Origin of the sequence: Dyadobacter sp. CY347 (assembly GCF_021502655.1) — a bacterium.
Classification (GTDB): domain Bacteria; phylum Bacteroidota; class Bacteroidia; order Cytophagales; family Spirosomataceae; genus Dyadobacter.
Genome location: NZ_JAKFFT010000001.1, coordinates 156,783 through 173,792, shown reverse-complemented (window position 1 = coordinate 173,792; position 17,010 = coordinate 156,783). Strand labels below are relative to the sequence as shown.

Below are 17,010 nucleotides of genomic sequence, written 5' to 3'. Positions count from 1 at the left end.
CCCCCCCCCCCCCCCGCTCGCGCGCGGCGGGGGGCGCTTACCCGCCCGCCCCCCCCCCCCCCCCCCCCCCGCTCAGGGTGACAGGGGAAGTGTCTTCGACCGCCCGGTCCGCTCAGGGTGACAGGATAAGTGACTCAGATCACCCGCAACTCAGGATCATAAAACCCTTTCCAAACTTCAATCGTCTCCTCCAACGTTTCCGGCGGGGAGGCCAGGTAATCTTTGATCTTCGCTAAATTTTCAGAATGAACGTCCTTCGCCGTGTATTTAATAAGATCGGTGAGCAGGGCGTCGATTTTGGAGGTGTCGTTGCGCCAGTTTTTGCTGTATTTGGCAAACCATTCTTCGTTTAAAAAGACAACGCCCGAATAGCGGTAAACGTCGGAAAAGCCGAATGCGTCGATCACGATGGGTTCTGTCGGCCATTCTTCGTCCAGTGCTTTATCGCTGAACCTTTCCCGGCCGTCGCCTAGTAATGCTATAAATCTGTATGTTTTGACTGTCATGAATGGGCTGTTTATGCTATCTGATGTGGCCTAATTTAGTTATTGATGCTGAATCCTGAAAATTATCATGCCGCTTTGAAAGGTTAAGCTTTCACATTTTCTGGCGGCCCGGGAAAAAGTATTTTGCAAAAACAGGCATCGTTTTGTATTCCTGGAACTTGGTGAGCAGTACGCCTAAAAGTATAATTACCAGCCCGACGATCTGCATGGCGTTGAATGTCTCACCTGCGATCATCCATCCCACAAGCACAGCCACAACCGGGTTCACATATGTGTGCGTGCTCACAAGCGCTGGCGGGCGAATGGTCATGAGCCAGGTAAAGGCCAGAAAAGCGACCATCGAACCCATCGTAATCATGTAAACAAGGCTGCTCCAAGCTTCGAAAGTGACATTCACCAGGGAAAAGCGCGAGTATTCACCCGCTAATCCAGAAAAAATCGCACTCGCAATCCCCGCCGCCATCAACTGAATTCCAGCTAGCATAACATTGGAATAACCTGCGGTGTCTGCCCTTTTGCTGAACAGCGAACCGGCCACCCACAAGGCTGCGCTTAATATTAAAACAATGTTTCCGATGAGCTGCATGTTTTCCGTTCCTGCTTTGGGAACAGCAGCGTAAGAAAATAGCACAAGGCCGACAAATCCCAAAAGAAGCCCGGCGATGATGGTTTTTTGAGAAAAATAGAACCGCCACAACTTACGATCAAACAGGATAAACATGAACGGTTCCGTGGCGATCACCGTCGCCGCATGGCCAGAACCAATGTACTGCTCCGCCCAGGTAACCAGTCCCGAACCACCCACCAGCGCAATTGTGCCGCCGATGGAAGCTGTCGTGATAATTTTTGTGGGCGGGATTTGATGACCTTGCGCTTTAGCAATCAGAAACAATAAAATCCCAGCCGTAAAATAGCGAAAAGCACAAAAGAGAAACGGCGGAAAGCTTTCCAGGCCAAATGTAATCGCAATGTAGGTAGTGCCCCAAACGACATAAATAGCAAAAAAGGCAAGTGCCACTTTCCATTGCGCAATGTCTTTGCTTTCCATAAAACGACGTTTTTTGTCTTTAATGCGGTGATAATCAATTGGCTAACCGATTGGCTATTCGATTTCAAAATGTGTGATATTTAGGATGTTCCTTAAAAATCAGACCATAAATGCAAATTACGTGTCCAATTTTAGCCAAAAAATGAACATGTACTAATAATGTGTCCAGAAAATGGACATATATTTGCATCATGTCCAATTTATGCCTAAAAATGGACATGTTATGTGAATGGAAAAATACGATCGCAATAAGCCATATAACACGTTGCCACCGCTGCCTCCTCAATCCGGCATTGAAGATGATATTGATGTATTGAAAAAACTGGTCTCAGCATCCCGCGCACTTGCAGCGGTTAATGCTACGGTTTTACGCATTCCTAATCCACTAATGTTGATTAACACCATTGCATTGCAGGAAGCCAGAACCTCCACAGAAATCGAAAATATTTTCACAACGGAAGATGATCTTTATAAGGCGGTCTCCGATACCGCGAAAGAGGACCGGACTAATATTGCGACCAAAGAAGTGCTTCGTTACAGAGAAGCACTTTGGGCGGGTTATCACGAACTGCTAAAAAATGGCGAAATAAGCACAGACTTAATTATCAGCATTTTTCAGCAGATTAAGGATACCAAATCTGAGCTGCGTGTTCCGCAGGCCGTCATTGTCATAAAAAGAGGTGAAAGTGAGTTTAGGGCTGGCGAAACGATTTACACGCCGCCGAGAGGGTCGGGAATCATTGAGAATCTGATGGCTAATTTAACCGAATACTTAAACGACGATCAAAGATATCCGGTTGACCCACTTCTTAAAATGTGCATTGCACATTATCAATTTGAAGCCATTCACCCGTTTCAAGATGGCAATGGGAGAACGGGACGCGTACTGAATCTGTTGTATATGGTAAATAAAAAACTCCTGTCGCTGCCAGTTTTATATTTATCACAATACATTATCAGACATAAAGATGACTACTATTATAATTTGGCCGGTGTAACGCAACGAGGCGAATGGAAAAACTGGATTTTATACATGCTCGATGCTGTGGAAAAAACATCGTTATTCACCAGCGAACTTATAGACGACATATTGGGTCAGATGTCGGAGACCTTCATTCATGGAAAAAAACATATCAAATGGTACAACAAAGAAGTGAATGAAGCTCTTTTTAGCCAACCATATAGTAAACCGAAAACACTGGGTGAAGCAATCGGCAAAACCTCCCGTACCACGCTGGCAAAATATATGGATGACTTGGTTAATGCTAAAATCCTGACACCCAAGCGGGATGGTAAAGAAATATATTACATTAATGAAGATTTGATAAGGATTTTAGAACGATGATACAAATTTCAAAACTCCCCCTCATCCAGGACGCCGCGCAATTCAATGCGGCGAAGCTTATTTTGCTTGTGGATGTGCTTTTCGTGGGTGATACGCCGCGTAAAATGCGGGAACATATTAAGAACAACCACGGCGGATTTATTTACGATAAGAAAACTTACATTCCGATTACGCTAACCGGCACGCCGCAAAGCCTCATTGCAAATGCCGGAACACCGATCGTCTTCAAATTTGATCATGGTTTTCAAAATGATTATCATTTCAATGGAAACCTTGAAGCAGCTATTTTTCACAAAAAGCTCTATGACATTTCGCATCTAACCGGCGAGACTTCAATCCAGTTTGTGAAAGAGGAGGAATTCATTGTCGAGCGTTATTTATCAGGAGCCCTCGAATATTTGGAGCCAGAAAAAGAGGCTAAATTACTTGCGCCTGTCGCGAAAATGCCTGCTATCGGCCAAAAAGCGATGAAAGGTTTGGCGCCGGTTAGGAAATAACCGAAACCAGCGACCATGTCAAAATTATATAGTGTGCTCCGGTTGAAATGTCCGCGTTGTCATAAAGGCGACCTTTTCGTCCATAAAAATCCTTATAGTTTCAAAAACGCCATGCAAATGCCCGACCGGTGCCCGGTATGCAACCAGGATTTTCAGATCGAGCCGGGATTTTACATTGGTGCATTGTGGACAAGCTTCCCGATCGTGATATTCATCATGGCGATCCTGTCCATTGTACTTTTGATTTATTTCAAAATGGACCTGAACTGGTTTTTTGTCACCATTACGGCAATACTTTTCTTGCTCCAACCCATCATTATCCGGCTCGGCAGAGCCATATGGATCAACGTTTTTGTTGATTTTGAGAAAGAAAAGTAGACCGCTCCTTCACTTCACCAACGCTTTTGATAATTCTGACAAACTTACCACGAACGGAACGCCGGAAGCCCTGTTAGGCTTGTAACCAGCCAGTTTCGTAATGTCCCATTTTTGGTTTTCAAATTCGCGCTCGACCTTTAAATCAATGTTGTATACGAGATACAATGCTCCTTTTGGTTTGGGATAATGCTTTTTTATTAAATCCTGTTTGGAAAAAATCCTTGGACCGTCATTTTGAAGCGTGCATAACCTCCCGGAAATCGTTTCCCGTGGCCCGTGCAGCAGGAGATACTTGGCCTCAGCCTGCTTCGCCCCGAGCGGAAGTGAGCCGCTATCCGTGCCCGTCCTGAAATTGTAAAGCCGGTTTTTCTCGATCCAGGCAAGCTGTTCCGCATTTTTATAAAAACCAATGATCACAAATGTTTCGTCCGGAATCAGGCTCCGGTTCTTTCCGACTGTTTCGGGCAATTGCTCCGTAACTGCCTCATTTGTCTTGTGCTTATAGATGTCATAACTGCGGAAAGCAGCTTTTTCGCGCTGCGACGCGCGGTTTAAAAAATGCTGGGTTACATCGTTCAGAAAATTCCGCAAAGCAGAAATGCCGCTATCGCTCCGGGACGGCCGCACGGCAAAGGCACCCAAACCGGGAATGAGCTCATTGAATCCTTTCCACTTGAAGGGCTTGTCCCCTTCACCCGGATACAAAACATAAGCGCCTGCTGTTCTGCGAATTGCATCTTTATAAGAATGCATTTTCAAAAGATCATCCCGCTTATATTCCGTAAAAGACTCGACCCGGTATTTGGCATCAAAATGAATGTGCACGATCAGTTCCTCCGTTTCGGCTTGGGCTTGACTGATTCCCACAGGCCATATCGAAAGCGTAAAATCGGGACGCATTCCCGTAGTCCAGCTGCCGGGATTAGGGTAATCATTCTTGCCTGAAAACGAGCGATTGAAGCTGAATTCAACATGAAGTCTCCGCGAATGACCATTGAAAATACCTTGAACCGCCACATGCCTGCCCCGTTTCAGTTGTAGACCTAAACCGTCGGCTGTCGGTTTAATCAAACTCTCAATGCTCGCGGGAGTAATGTCGAAAACGGCCTTCATCAGATCCAGAAGCTGGAAAAACAGCCAATATTCATAAAGGACTGCGACATCCTTCTTTCCTGCCCCATAAACGTCGTCCCCACCGCGCCAGACCAGCTTTGCAGCCAGGTCAAACATCAGCCAAACTCTAAAAATCTCCTTGTAACCCGATTTCCTTTGCAAAACCGGACTATTCAGCGATAATATCAACGGATGACTTACCTGCTGAAAAAATGGATTTGAAAGGATTGAATTGAGCTCATTTTCAAGAATAACGGCTTCGTCAAAAAGCCTGCTGTCAGCTTTCGCATGTGATCTGAAATCACTCACCAGTGCCGCAAAATGGGTTAGGGCATGTTTTACAAACCTGTTTTCCGGCGTGTCCAGCGATTCTGTTTTGGATAAAATGGTAACACGTGCCGGAATGGTCCCCAGCGTTTCGAAAAGTGAATGCGAAGCAGGTAGGCGCATTCGATTACCGGAGCCAGCAATGTGCCGGATAATCCGGCCGTCGACGCGCCTAATGCGGCGAATATCCTTCATTTCCTCACGCTCCGACCATTTTGTGACCGGAACGCCAATAATTTTCTGGACTGCGCCGACGAAGTCATCCGCTTGCAAAATGGACCTGATAAAGGCAAAGCGCTGGTATAATGTCCGCGAGTCCTGATTGAAATCAACCGTGAAATTGTGTGTCACCGGTGCATTGTGTGCGAGCAACAAATCCGCGCAATGCATTGTGATATTTTCAAGCATCAAGCGGTAATCCTGTCGGTAACTGACCTTTTTGGAACGGATCTCGACTTTAAAGTCTGCACATTTCTGCTCCTGATTGTTCGTCAATATTTCAAAAGTCGCCGTTCCCGTGTAAATGTTTGGCGCCAGCCTGCCCGAGCTTGGGTTGATTTTAGACGGGAAAACAATTTCGGAAGCCTTCAAACGATAACCGCCAGAAACACTATACTCATAAAAATGCCCTTCTATCAACTGGATTTGAGCCTCACCGTTTTCCGATGCCTCCACCGGATCGACCCTGAAAATCGTCTCCTGATCAATGTCCTCACCAATAATTGTTAGCTCAATATAATGCAGGCCAGATTGAATGCGAATCGAAAGTCCATTTTCCATCAAGCTTCCGCAAAGCTGGTAAATCCATTATCAATGAGACCTTTATACATTCTTCCAAGCTTTTCCAATGTGATAGGATAATGTACTTCCCCGGTTTCAGCAAGCCCTTTTCCCGCATTTAAATAATCCTCGATTTTGTTCGCATCTGCCACGCATAATGTGGCTAATGTTTTTAAAACAGGTTCCAACCGGCGCCTTGATCCATGCACTTTTGGCAGCAACTTCTGGACGATGGCTGCATCAATGATCCCACTTGCCTTCCACTCGGGCTCAATTTTATGGGCGATGGCTGCAAAACGCACAATTTCAGCGGCGCTACGATAGCCAAACTCCGCGCCTACCTTTTGAAGTTGTCCAAAAAAGCCTAATAATGCGTCACTAACCAGCGCTTTGTCATTCGTCGCTATTTGCTTGTTCAAGGCCAGCTCCACGAAACTTGCCGCCATCAAGGAACCGGACCCGTTTACCAAATCCAGGTTTAATGTGCAGTCAAGATTTAAGAAATGCTCCATTTCCTCTTGTATCACCCTAAACTCGATCACATTGGCACGGTCCAAAACCTTGGGACTGAACATATAAGTGGTTTCATCAATGTTGACAGTTCCAATGATAAACAGGTTTTTGGGAAGCCTGATTTTGGAAGGCACATTGTCGTGTTTATTATTAAATTCAGGATGCAGTTTAATGTCGCCGCCTGACTCCATTGCGCTCAGGAAATCAGCGAAGTAGCGCTCCACGTGGCTCAGGTTCATTTCGTCGAGAATGAGGAAATATGGCTTTGCCGGATTTTTGTCGGCCAGTAAGATCAAATCCAGCACGCCGCTGTCCGGCCTCACGTATTTGCCTTCTTCTAACGCGTTAGGATAGCCCAAGAGGGGTTCGCGGTTGGTCCAATCAGCCCCAACGGCGACTAGCGAAACCTGATCTTCTCTTTCACAAATCCATTTTGCAAACGCCTGCGCAAGTTTCGTCTTCCCCGACCCGGAAAGTCCCGTCAGGATTACAAACGGCTTGGCAAGCAGTGAAGCGACGAAGCGTAATGTGAAATTGGGGTTAATGTGCAGATTACATTCCGCAATGCTCCTTTGAAATGCTTTGTAGTCAAATTCCATTCTGAAACTTGACTTCTTTCGGGGCGGAATTCGCTTTTCGCCCACTGTTCCCTTATAAATGCTGATAATTTCTGCAAGATCTTCCTCAATCTCCGCTCTATTCAGCTTTTCGGGCTCATAGGCTTTAAAAACCAGTGAAGCACCGTATCGGGCAGGTTTTCCAAGATTGTGTTCTTTAAAATAATCTGTGATCCTGACCGGATCAGCAAGCTTCCAACTCGTATTCGGTGGAATGGTTTCGCTCAACCCGTAACTCAGCACGAGCAGGTTTTGCTTTTTGTAATATAGATAAAAGGGATAAATGCCGTTGGTGATCGTTTGCCCTTCTGCCAGAAAAGCGATCCAGGTAACCCTTGCCGGGTTCCCTTTTCCAAAACTCAGCTTGACTTTTAAGCCGTTTAGTTGGTCAGCAAAATGCGCAGTTTTGAGGCTATCGCCCTGCGACTGTTCCAGAAACCTGGAAAGTTCGTCAAAGTATTCCATGAAATAGTGTGTTCAGAGGTCTTTAAAATTCATCCCCGTTGAGGTTTTAAAGATGCTGAATTTTTATTTCTATTCAATGGAAATACTTGTCAGTTTTCAAGTCTATTAATAAAAAGCTGACGGATTGCGGCAATGTGGGCTATTAAAACAAGAGGGACTACTACAGCAGGAAGCAATACAAGTGGAAAATATGTTATGCCGATATTCGGCTGATCAAAAGATAGTTGCTGAAAAGGCGTTTTTGCCGACAACATTGCAATGCCAACTACATTGATAAGGAATATCAAACAGATCACATTCCAGATAAGCAGTAATTTGTAACCAACTTGTTTGGTCACAAAAACGAAATAGAAAATGATAATCGCTGAAACGCCGGAAAAAATATCGAAATTATTTCCTTCGAAAGTCATTAGTTCCGGGATAAAACCTGCTGCAAACACATAATAAAGGACAATTTCAACCGGCAACCGAACGACGTGCAGCAATGTCAGGAATTTGAGATCAAGACTATCCAAAAAATGCTTCCCCCGAGTGGATAAACAAAGATATCCTGCAAACAGGAATCCCGGACCGATCAACAGTATCAATCGCGGTGGAATAGCTGACTCCGCTTTGTAAAAATCAAACAACCCTAGCAGCGACTGAAAAAGGGTATAAAGAATTAAAACACCTAAAATCCTGGTTGATTTACCTGTTGCAAAATAGAACGCGCCAACTGCATACACAACAACAGCCCCAAAGAGAATATCACTGTCCATGCACGTAAAAAATTGCTATTTAAATCAATACTAGCAGGCTATCAGCTACTCTCCCAAAGCCAGCTTAATATGCGCTAAATGATGCTGCAAATGCCAGGCAGACATTGCCAGAGCCGCTTTTTGGCTCAGCCAAATTTGCCTGACAGCGTGGAAGTAAGCCTTCGATAATTTTTCTTCATCCAGGCCCGCTGCAAAATAAACATAGCGCTGGTTAGTACCCGCGAGGATGTGAAGCGAATCCGCAACAGGCATTTCCAGTGAGTCGGGAGTTGCTGCCCAGGCGTCCATATTGATCATCGTAGGCGCGGTGTAATCCGGTTCGGTGATCGCTTTTTTCATCCTGAAATAATGTAGCAATGCAATGTCAGCCACATGATGGATCAGCTGGCGAATGTTCCAGCTTCCCTCGCGGTAGGTCTTGGCAAGGTCTTCATCTCCAAGCCCTTGAACCAGTTCCCGGTACTTTGAGGCACTTGTGTTTATGATGTCTAAAAAACCCTCAATGTCTGGTTTTGAATAATCTTCTTGCAGGATGAAGCGGCCTATAGGAAACTGGCGGTCGGTCATGGCTATGCGGTTTTCTCCTTTTTGGTTTGGACAAATATAGCCCCGGCAATCAGCGCGACCAATAATATGGAGCTTACCAGATCGATTTTGCTTCCTACGGCAACGGAAACGGGCTCGAAGCTGAATTTAATGGTATGCTTGCCGGCGGGAACCCTTAATGCTCGCAAAACATAATTTGCACGTAACATATCAGCCGGTTTATCATCAATAGTCACCTTCCATTCGTTACGGACATTGTAATAGATTTCTGAAAAAACAGCTAATCCTTCGCTTTTGGAGTTGCTTTCATAGATCAGTTCATTGGGTTTGTAGCTGGTGAGGCTGATCTTATCCGTTGAGTCGGGCTGCAATGTCAGCCCGGTTAGCTTGGATGCAAACTTCTGGTCAAGAACCGCTTCCTGTTTCGGTTTTAATGAATCGAGGGCAGCCATTTCAGCATCGGCATTGGGCACCACTTTATAACTTTTCACAAACCAGGCATTGCCCAAAGCATCGGGGTTAGTTTGAGCCACCTTATTACCCTGCTGATCCGGGAAAAGGATATACTTGGTGTTCAGCATGTTGATAATGTTGGAATTAGGCTTCTGCGTAGCGAGTTGTCGCTCAAACAGCTCCTGGTAACGGCGCAGTTTGGCACCGTGGTAACCACCCAGCGATTTGTGAAAATACGAAGCGTCGGCGCTGTTGGTTGGTCCCTGCCGCGATGAAAGATCGTAAACACGGTAATTCGGGTCCGGATCACGTAAAATTTGTTCATCAGCAGGCGAAGGCGTGGTCACACCCTGGGCAGCGTAGCTGCTCAAAAAGTCTTCATCATTTAAATATCTTTTATCAATTCCAAAAAGGTCGAAAATCACAAGGATCAGCAATGTTCCGTGGAACAGAACGGGTTTTACTTTATCCTTCATCGCAAACCAAACCAGTCCGGCGGCTAGCAAAAGGAATATCAGGCTCCTGATGGCATCGTTTTTCATCAGACTGGCGCGGTCCTGAACAATGGAGTTCATGAATTGCTGGGCAAACGCCTGGTCCCGCATCTGAGGCATCAGATATTGTTCAAGATACTGCGCATCGCCAGCTGCCTGAAAATTGAAAAACACGCCTGGCATAAGGGCCAGGATAAGCGTCACGCCGCCCGTAATGCCTAATGTAATGAGGAATGATTTCTGAAATTCTTTCCATTCCACACGTTTTTGAGCAATCTCAATCAGCGCAAGCACGCCTACCAGAACCATTAAAAGTTGCGCAAGAGAAACGACCATGGTCATCGCCCTGAACTTGTTGAACATCGGGAAATAATCAAAAAACAGGTAATTGATCCCTGCAAAACTTTTACCCAAAGCCCATATAATGTAAAGCAGGATGACCCCGCCAGCCCAGTATTTGATCGGATTTTTGACAATAAATAAACCCAGGACAAAAAGGAAAAAGACAATGATCCCGACATAATTCGGCCCGCCCATAATCGGCTGATCGCCCCAGTATAGTGGCAGTTGCTGGACCACACTTAATGCAGATGCAGGGTCTATACCACGCGCAACCAATGTTTTATAGGATTCTGAATTGTTCGTAAGCGGACCATAAGACGTGCCGCCATAAGCATTGGGAATAACCAATGTGAGCAATTCTCCGAAGCCGTAACTATATGTAAATGCATAATCTTTATCCAAGCCTGTTCCGTTGTCGCTTGCCACACCGCCCGGCGTTGCCCTGGGCGTCAGCTCCGATTTGCCTCGGATGGTTTCTTTGGTATAATCAAATGCATTCCAAAGTCGCGTCGTATGCGTCCCAACGGCCACAACGGCGGCAAAGGCAAGACCGGCCAGGATCAATGTAAGGTCTTTGATCAAACCCTTTTTGATATACGAAACACTCTCTGCAATGACTAATATAATGATCCCGATCCCCAGATAATAGGTGATCTGGACGTGGTTGGCGTAAAGTTCTAGTGATAGGAAAAGGCCTGTTAATGCTGCTCCTGCAAGCCAGTTTTTCCTGAAAGCCAAAATCACACCTGCCAAAACACCCGGCGCATACATGATCGCGATGACCTGAGAAACGTGCCCGGCTTCGAGATTAATGACATTAAATGCTGAAAAAGCGAAAGCAACGCCGCCGATGGCGGCAAGCCAGCTTCCTGCCCCCAGTACCAGAAAAAGAATATATGCACTCACCATGCCAATAAGGAAATAATTGGCTGGCGCTGGTAAAAGCCTGTTAATAGCCTGACCTAGCTTGGTGGACACGCTCGTGGGATAATCGGCGGCAACGAGGTAAGCGGGCATGCCCGAGAACATCCCGTTTGTCCAGCCAGACCATACACCGGTTTGTTGTTGATAATCCAAAACTTCCCGTGCAGCTCCCTTGGCCTGGACATCATCCTGCGCAGTGAGTTTTTTGCCCTGTAAAACAGGGGAATTGTACGCGATGGAAAGAATCATAAACCCAACGACTGCGACGAGATGCGGCCAGGAACGCTGCCATGAAATCAAATTTTTCATTCGTTAATGCATATTAAATTTCTATTAACAGCCGCAAATATATAAGTAATGATATATGTTTGAGGTGTAAAATTTGAATCTTCATCCGGCATTTTTTTAACAGAATTCGGAATCAGGTCGTATATTTTAAGAAAATACCGGATAAATTTGCGGAAATTGTGCCTTTAAGATTTTAAAGGAGCTGAACACAGAACGAAAGAAGTAACCCGAAATTAAATGAAACGAATTGGAGTATTTACCTCAGGAGGAGATGCCCCGGGTATGAACGCCTGCATTAGGGCGGTGGTGCGCGGAGCCTGCTACCATGGGATCGAAGTTTATGGAATAAGACGAGGATATAGCGGAATGATTGCCGGTGATCTCTATAAAATGGAGTCCCACTCGGTTAGCAATATAGTACAAAGAGGAGGCACAATCCTCAAATCGGCGAGAAGCAAGGAGTTCATGACTCCGGAAGGACGTAAAACTGCGTATGATAACCTTCAGGCAGCCGGCATTGAAGGCCTGGTAGCAATCGGCGGAAACGGAACATTCACAGGCGCGATGATCTTTGGAAACGAATACGGCATTCCAACCGTAGGCGCACCGGGAACAATCGATAATGACTTGTACGGAACCGATTATACGATCGGATTTGATACGGCTGTTAACACTGCATTGGATGCTATCGACAGGATCCGCGACACGGCCAGCTCGCACGACCGGATATTTTTCATCGAAGTAATGGGCCGTGACTCTGGTTACATTGCGGTGCAATCCGGGATCGCGGGCGGCGCTGAGCTGGTAATGGTGCCGGAAGTGCTGACGCCAATCTCCGAGGTTGTAGAAACTTTAAAACAAGGCTGGAGCCGTTCCAAATCTTCATCGATCATTATCGTTGCGGAAGGCGACGATGAAGGAAGCGCGCAGGAAGTGGCGGAAAAGATCAAAGGCCAGGTGGATGAAAATGCCGATATACGCGTAACAACATTAGGCCACACGCAACGCGGAGGCCCTCCTTCTGCATATGACCGCATTTTGGCGAGCCGTCTGGGTCTTGGTGCTTTGGAAGGTTTGATGGGCGGGCAAAAGAATGTAATGGCCGGAATTATTAATAACGAGCTAGTTTATACGCCATTTGAAGACACAATCCGTCTTCCTAAGCCTATCAATGAAGATCTGTTGAGAATGGTAAAAATACTGAGTGTGTAGTTAAGATTGCAGATCAGGTGTAGCCCACCAGTTTGTAAACAATGTTTCCAATCCACTCATGCCATAGCATGCTGAAAGCGGCGATCGCGTCGGGATCAGGGATCAGGAAATCCTGCAATCTTAATTGATAATACCCACCATAGAAGTCGGCCGGAAAAGTGGCAGCCTGAATGCCCACTTTGTTAAAACATCCGGCCGACCGGCGCATATGGAATGCTGAGGTGATCAGCACGTATTTACCGGAAGGAAATCGTTGTTTCAAGATCGCCGCTGAAAATTTTGCATTTTCACGCGTATTACGGGCTTTTTCTTCAAAAATAATATCTTCGGTCGGCACGCCCCATTTGACCATAAGTTGGGCAGCAAGCCTCGTTTCTCCCTTTCCTACCACTATCCGCTGGTCCGAACTTGTTCCGGTGATCAGGATCTTTTTGATTTTACCAGCCTTATAAAGCAGAAATGTCTGCAGAACCCTGTCGCCCCGCTGTCCTAAAACGGGATGGTCTTCATCCGGATGATTGGAATCCATCAAACCGCCTGAAAGCAGCACGCCAACATCATAAACTTCATGTATATCGCGCAGGTTAACCTGCTTTGGTTCCCACCAGTTCAGCACGGCGTTGACCAGGAAAGTATTTGATATGAGATACAGCAGCAAAAACGCAGATATCGCGGCCACTTTGCTTCCATTGCGTCTGCTGGTCAACAAACTGAAAAGCAGCAGAAAGAACACAATGCTGAGCGGCATTGCTACAAAATCTATTGCTTTGGACAGAAAATAAAACATTTGGATAAGATGCTGATAGAAGTTATCGTTTTGAAGTTAATTTTGTGGCTTTCGCAGAGTTTGATCCAGCCAAATATAACATTCATAAGCTAACAACATTTACCTTGATGAAAAATTATAACCGCACTTTACTTCTCATACTGGTGCTTTTTGCAGCTTCCCAAACGGTCTTTTCACAAGGCTATCGCATTCAGGCAACCATTAAAGGACTTGCGGATTCGTCATTGGTAATCGGACATTACAGTCGGAACAACACGACATTTGTCCCAAAAGACACAGCGAAGGCGGATGCAACCGGGAAAGTAATTTTTGAAGGGAAAACCGATCTTCCGGGAGGCTTATACGTGATCCTTTTTCCTGGTAACCGCAGCTGGGTGGAGTTGGTTTACTCGGGAAAAGAGCCGGATTTTTCGATTGAGACGGATACTATTGACGCCATTGGCAATATGAAAGTAACGGGCTCAGCGGAAAACGAGCTTTTTTATACTTACCAAAAGAAACTGAAAGCCGGCGCGCTCGAAATTGAAGCTTTGAAAAAAGGCGGCGGCGCAGATGCCGGAACCAAGATCAGGGCTTTGCAGGATAGTTTTAATGCATATCGTTTGAAAACGCTGGCTGATAATGCACAGTCCTTTACTGTAAAATTGCTAAAAATGTCGGCCGACCCGGAAATTCCGGCTGCTCCAAAACTGGCTAATGGCAAACCGGATTCGATCTGGGTTTTTAATTATTACAAAGCACATTACTGGGATAATTTCGACTTTTCCGATGCCCGGATCATTAACACGCCGTTCCTGGAACCGAAACTGGACCGTTACATCAAAAACCTGGTCGTTCAAAGACCTGATTCGCTGATTAAAGATGCGGATATGCTTGCTAAAAAGGCATCAGCCAATAAAGATGTGAAGTCGCAGGTTGTTTTATACATTACCAACCAATACGAAAACCCAAAAACGGTTGGTACCGAAGCGGTTTGGGTGCATATGGCTCAGAAATATTATCTGTCAGGCGAAATGGGCACTTCCGAGGACGTTAAAAAACGCATTGCCGAAAAGGTGAACACATTAAAAGACCTGCTGGTTGATAAAACTTTTCCGGCGCTCACATTAACCGATCCGGCAGGCAAAAAAGTGAGTGTGCAGGCCTTGGATGCCAATTATAGCGTCATTTTCTTCTACTCACCAACCTGCGGACACTGCAAGGAAGCCGCTCCGAAACTGAAAGCTTTTTACGACAAGAACAAAGCCAACGGGATCAAGATCATGACCGTTTCCACGGATCATAATATGGAAGAATGGAAAACATTCATCAAGACATTCCATCTGGAAGAGGTCCCAAACGGCTTCGACGCATTGAACCAGATCGATTTCATCAAGAAATTCGATGTCGTCACAACGCCGATGATTTATATTTTGGATAAAAACAAAAAGATTATCGCCCGCAAAATGCCGGTGGAACAACTTGAAGATTTCCTGAACTACTATCAAAACAAAGTAGCCAGAAAACTATAAGAACGCGACACAAATAGGAGCTTTTACACCAATGCTCTCCTGCTTGAAAGTGAACTTCCCGGTAGCGGCATCCACATCATAAATTACCAGATTATCAGTCGATTGATTAGCCACAATCATAAATTTCCCGCTGGGATCAATGTTAAAATCACGCGGGATAGCAATTGATTTCGTCTGCTGATCCACCATTTCCAAAGCACCATTGGCGCCGATTTTAAATGCGCTGATGGAATTGTGCCCACGGTTGGAAACGTACACGAATTTGCCATTAGGGTGTAAATGGATCGCCGAGCTTGTGTTCGTCGGCCCTGAATAATCCGCCGGGATCGTCGGATAGGTGTTAACAGCCTTAATCACCCCATTTTTATCGATTGTGCACGAAGTAAGCGTTGCTTCCAGCTCATTCAACAGGAAAAGCGATTTACCGGAAGGGTGAATGATCAAATGCCGCGGCCCTGCGCCAGGTTTGCCTGAGAAAAATGGCTGCGCCGGATTGGGTTTCAGCGCTCCGCCTTTGCTATCAGCCACATAATTCATGATTTTGTCTGATCCCAGATCTGTTACGTAAACATATTTCCCGTCTGGAGACGCCGTTGCAAAGTGGGCATGTGCTTTATCCTGGCGCTTTTCATTAGGGCCTGTTCCGGTGTATTGCTCTTTATAAGTTGCTGCTGTCACTTTGCCACCGGGCTGCAAATCGTATGCAGAAAAACTTCCACCGCCATAATTAGATACATAAGCGGCCTTCCCGGATGGATGCACGGACACGTGACACGGCCCCGCGCCTGCGGATGATTCGCTGTTCAGATAAGTCAGTTTTTTATCTCCGCCGATTGCGAATGCAACGATTTTATCGCCTCCAACGGCAAACAAATTTTTCTTATTTGGTGAAATCGCCACATATCCCGGGCCCACGCAATTGTTGAATGTATCAATCAATGTGACCTGCCCCGTCGACATGTTCAGTTCGCAAAGAGAAACCGAAGAATTCGCGCCTTTGTCTGCTGTCCCAATGTAGAATGCAACCGTTTTATCCTGAAATGATATGCTTACCAAACCGGCCAGCAACAAGGCAAAGACTGTAAATAGCTTTTTCATGAATTTTTGATTTTGTAAAGGCAACTTGAAAGGGAAAGCAGGCCGAAAGGCATTTTTAATGTTATCTTGAATAATATAAAAAGAGACCGCTTCGAAGTCCCGAATGGGACAAGGCTGGCTTGAAAGTGCAAAACCAAAAACTCTGTAATTCATTTGTATAATTCTGTAACAACTTTGGGGGATGTTGGGGTGATATTTGCAGAACGGAATTTGTAATTTTTGATAGTAAACAAGACAATGGAAACTTTGAAATTTAAGACCAATATTAAATGTGGCGCCTGTGTGGCGACTGTTACGCCTTTTTTGAATGAGGATAATGCGGTTGAAAACTGGAATGTGGATCTGAGGAGTCCGGAACGGATTTTGAAAGTGGAAACGAGCAAAACACCCCAGGAAATTGCGGAACTGATGAAAAAGGCGGGTTATAATGCAGAAGAAATAGCCTGATAATTAATATCTTTGAATGATATGAAAAGCAACTTACACCGATCCATCACTGTTTTCATGGCCTTTCTGGTCTTGATGAGCAGTACGGGATTTGCCTTTATCGAGCATGAATGCTTGGTACGCGGCAAGTCGGTACAGGTTGTTACGGATCTTAAAAAGGATTCTTCCGCAGATAAGGCCGGCTCTTCGTGTTGTGCCAAAAGCAAAAAACTAAAAGAAGCGAAAGGGACTTTTTTCAAAAAAACCGATTGCTGTAAGGAAAGCCAGACTTTCGAAAAGCTGCAAGTCACAACTTCCAGCGCCCACGAGTTGACGAAATTGCTGAAAACATGGAGCGCGGATCAGCTGTTTTTTACCCCTACCGGCTTTTTATCTTTTATTGAACAGGAAATAGCGGCCAATGCGCCGCCGATTCCTGATATATCCTTCTCCTCCCGGTTGCATGGGAAAGCTATGCGCTATGCAATCCAATCCCTTCTGATTTGATACATTGATTTTCAATAGTTTACGTGCATTGCTTTGCTTACAGGCACATCTTGCATTGCTTCTCTTTTGTTTCAA

16 protein-coding genes are annotated in these 17,010 nt (G+C 45.5%); 7 read left to right on the top strand and 9 right to left on the bottom strand.

All coding sequences use genetic code 11. The annotated features are described in order from the left end of the window. Positions 1–134 precede the first annotated feature (134 nt). The gene (locus tag L0659_RS00740; RefSeq protein WP_235123598.1) at positions 135–506 is read right to left on the bottom strand and encodes a hypothetical protein; all 372 of its coding nucleotides are present in this window, start codon (positions 504–506) and stop codon (positions 135–137) included. 91 nt (positions 507–597) lie between these two features. Beyond that, complete coding sequence (locus L0659_RS00735; protein WP_235123597.1) at positions 598–1,554, bottom strand: EamA family transporter; 957 nt, start codon at positions 1,552–1,554, stop codon at positions 598–600. A gap of 229 nt (positions 1,555–1,783) precedes the next feature. Here L0659_RS00735 and L0659_RS00730 point away from each other — a divergent pair, with 229 nt between their 5' ends. From L0659_RS00730 to L0659_RS00720, 3 genes are read left to right on the top strand one after another with little or no spacing between them, the layout of a single operon-like run. Beyond that, entirely contained in the window at positions 1,784–2,899 is a 1,116-nt protein-coding gene (locus tag L0659_RS00730) for a Fic family protein (protein WP_235123596.1), read from the top strand. Next, a complete protein-coding gene (locus tag L0659_RS00725) occupies positions 2,896–3,396 on the top strand; it encodes a hypothetical protein (protein WP_235123595.1) in 501 nt (166 codons plus the stop codon). The genes L0659_RS00730 and L0659_RS00725 overlap by 4 nt, the downstream gene beginning before the upstream one ends. A gap of 15 nt (positions 3,397–3,411) precedes the next feature. After that, the gene (locus L0659_RS00720) at positions 3,412–3,774 is read left to right on the top strand and encodes a DUF983 domain-containing protein (protein WP_235123594.1); all 363 of its coding nucleotides are present in this window, start codon (positions 3,412–3,414) and stop codon (positions 3,772–3,774) included. Positions 3,775–3,783: 9 nt separating this feature from the next. Here L0659_RS00720 and L0659_RS00715 read toward each other — a convergent pair whose 3' ends face one another. The 5 genes from L0659_RS00715 to L0659_RS00695 all read right to left on the bottom strand — a co-directional run bounded on the left by L0659_RS00715 (position 3,784) and on the right by L0659_RS00695 (position 11,415). Further along, positions 3,784–5,994: a DUF2357 domain-containing protein gene (locus tag L0659_RS00715; RefSeq protein WP_235123593.1), complete on the bottom strand. Its 2,211-nt coding sequence runs from the start codon at positions 5,992–5,994 to the stop codon at positions 3,784–3,786. Further along, positions 5,994–7,589: an McrB family protein gene (locus L0659_RS00710; RefSeq protein WP_235123592.1), complete on the bottom strand. Its 1,596-nt coding sequence runs from the start codon at positions 7,587–7,589 to the stop codon at positions 5,994–5,996. The genes L0659_RS00715 and L0659_RS00710 overlap by 1 nt, the downstream gene beginning before the upstream one ends. An 89-nt stretch (positions 7,590–7,678) precedes the next feature. Beyond that, on the bottom strand, positions 7,679–8,347 hold the full coding sequence (locus tag L0659_RS00705; protein WP_235123591.1) for a hypothetical protein: 669 nt from the start codon (positions 8,345–8,347) through the stop codon (positions 7,679–7,681). 45 nt (positions 8,348–8,392) lie between these two features. Continuing rightward, positions 8,393–8,914, bottom strand: coding sequence for a DinB family protein (locus L0659_RS00700; RefSeq protein ID WP_235123590.1), 522 nt, complete (start codon positions 8,912–8,914; stop codon positions 8,393–8,395). A 2-nt stretch (positions 8,915–8,916) separates the two neighbouring features. Next, on the bottom strand, positions 8,917–11,415 hold the full coding sequence (locus L0659_RS00695; RefSeq protein WP_235123589.1) for a YfhO family protein: 2,499 nt from the start codon (positions 11,413–11,415) through the stop codon (positions 8,917–8,919). A 216-nt stretch (positions 11,416–11,631) separates the two neighbouring features. On the opposite strand from L0659_RS00695, the gene pfkA reads away from it, so the two are divergent. Beyond that, positions 11,632–12,606: a 6-phosphofructokinase gene (pfkA, locus tag L0659_RS00690; protein WP_234615831.1), complete on the top strand. Its 975-nt coding sequence runs from the start codon at positions 11,632–11,634 to the stop codon at positions 12,604–12,606. Positions 12,607–12,619: 13 nt separating this feature from the next. Here the strand turns inward: pfkA and L0659_RS00685 are convergent, their stop codons facing one another. Then, entirely contained in the window at positions 12,620–13,393 is a 774-nt protein-coding gene (locus tag L0659_RS00685; RefSeq protein ID WP_235123588.1) for a YdcF family protein, read from the bottom strand. Positions 13,394–13,500: 107 nt separating this feature from the next. Between L0659_RS00685 and L0659_RS00680 the strand changes: the two genes are divergently transcribed. Then, on the top strand, positions 13,501–14,904 hold the full coding sequence (locus L0659_RS00680) for a TlpA family protein disulfide reductase (protein ID WP_235123587.1): 1,404 nt from the start codon (positions 13,501–13,503) through the stop codon (positions 14,902–14,904). Here the strand turns inward: L0659_RS00680 and L0659_RS00675 are convergent. After that, entirely contained in the window at positions 14,899–16,002 is a 1,104-nt protein-coding gene (locus L0659_RS00675; protein ID WP_235123586.1) for a lactonase family protein, read from the bottom strand. The two genes, L0659_RS00680 and L0659_RS00675, sit on opposite strands and share 6 nt — an antisense overlap. Before the next feature lie 237 nt (positions 16,003–16,239). Between L0659_RS00675 and L0659_RS00670 the strand changes: the two genes are divergently transcribed. Continuing rightward, positions 16,240–16,449 carry a heavy-metal-associated domain-containing protein gene (locus L0659_RS00670; RefSeq protein WP_235123585.1) on the top strand — a complete coding sequence of 70 codons (210 nt, stop codon included), beginning with the start codon at positions 16,240–16,242 and terminating at the stop codon, positions 16,447–16,449. Between the two features lie 21 nt (positions 16,450–16,470). After that, positions 16,471–16,935: an HYC_CC_PP family protein gene (locus L0659_RS00665; protein ID WP_235123584.1), complete on the top strand. Its 465-nt coding sequence runs from the start codon at positions 16,471–16,473 to the stop codon at positions 16,933–16,935. Positions 16,936–17,010 lie beyond the last annotated feature (75 nt).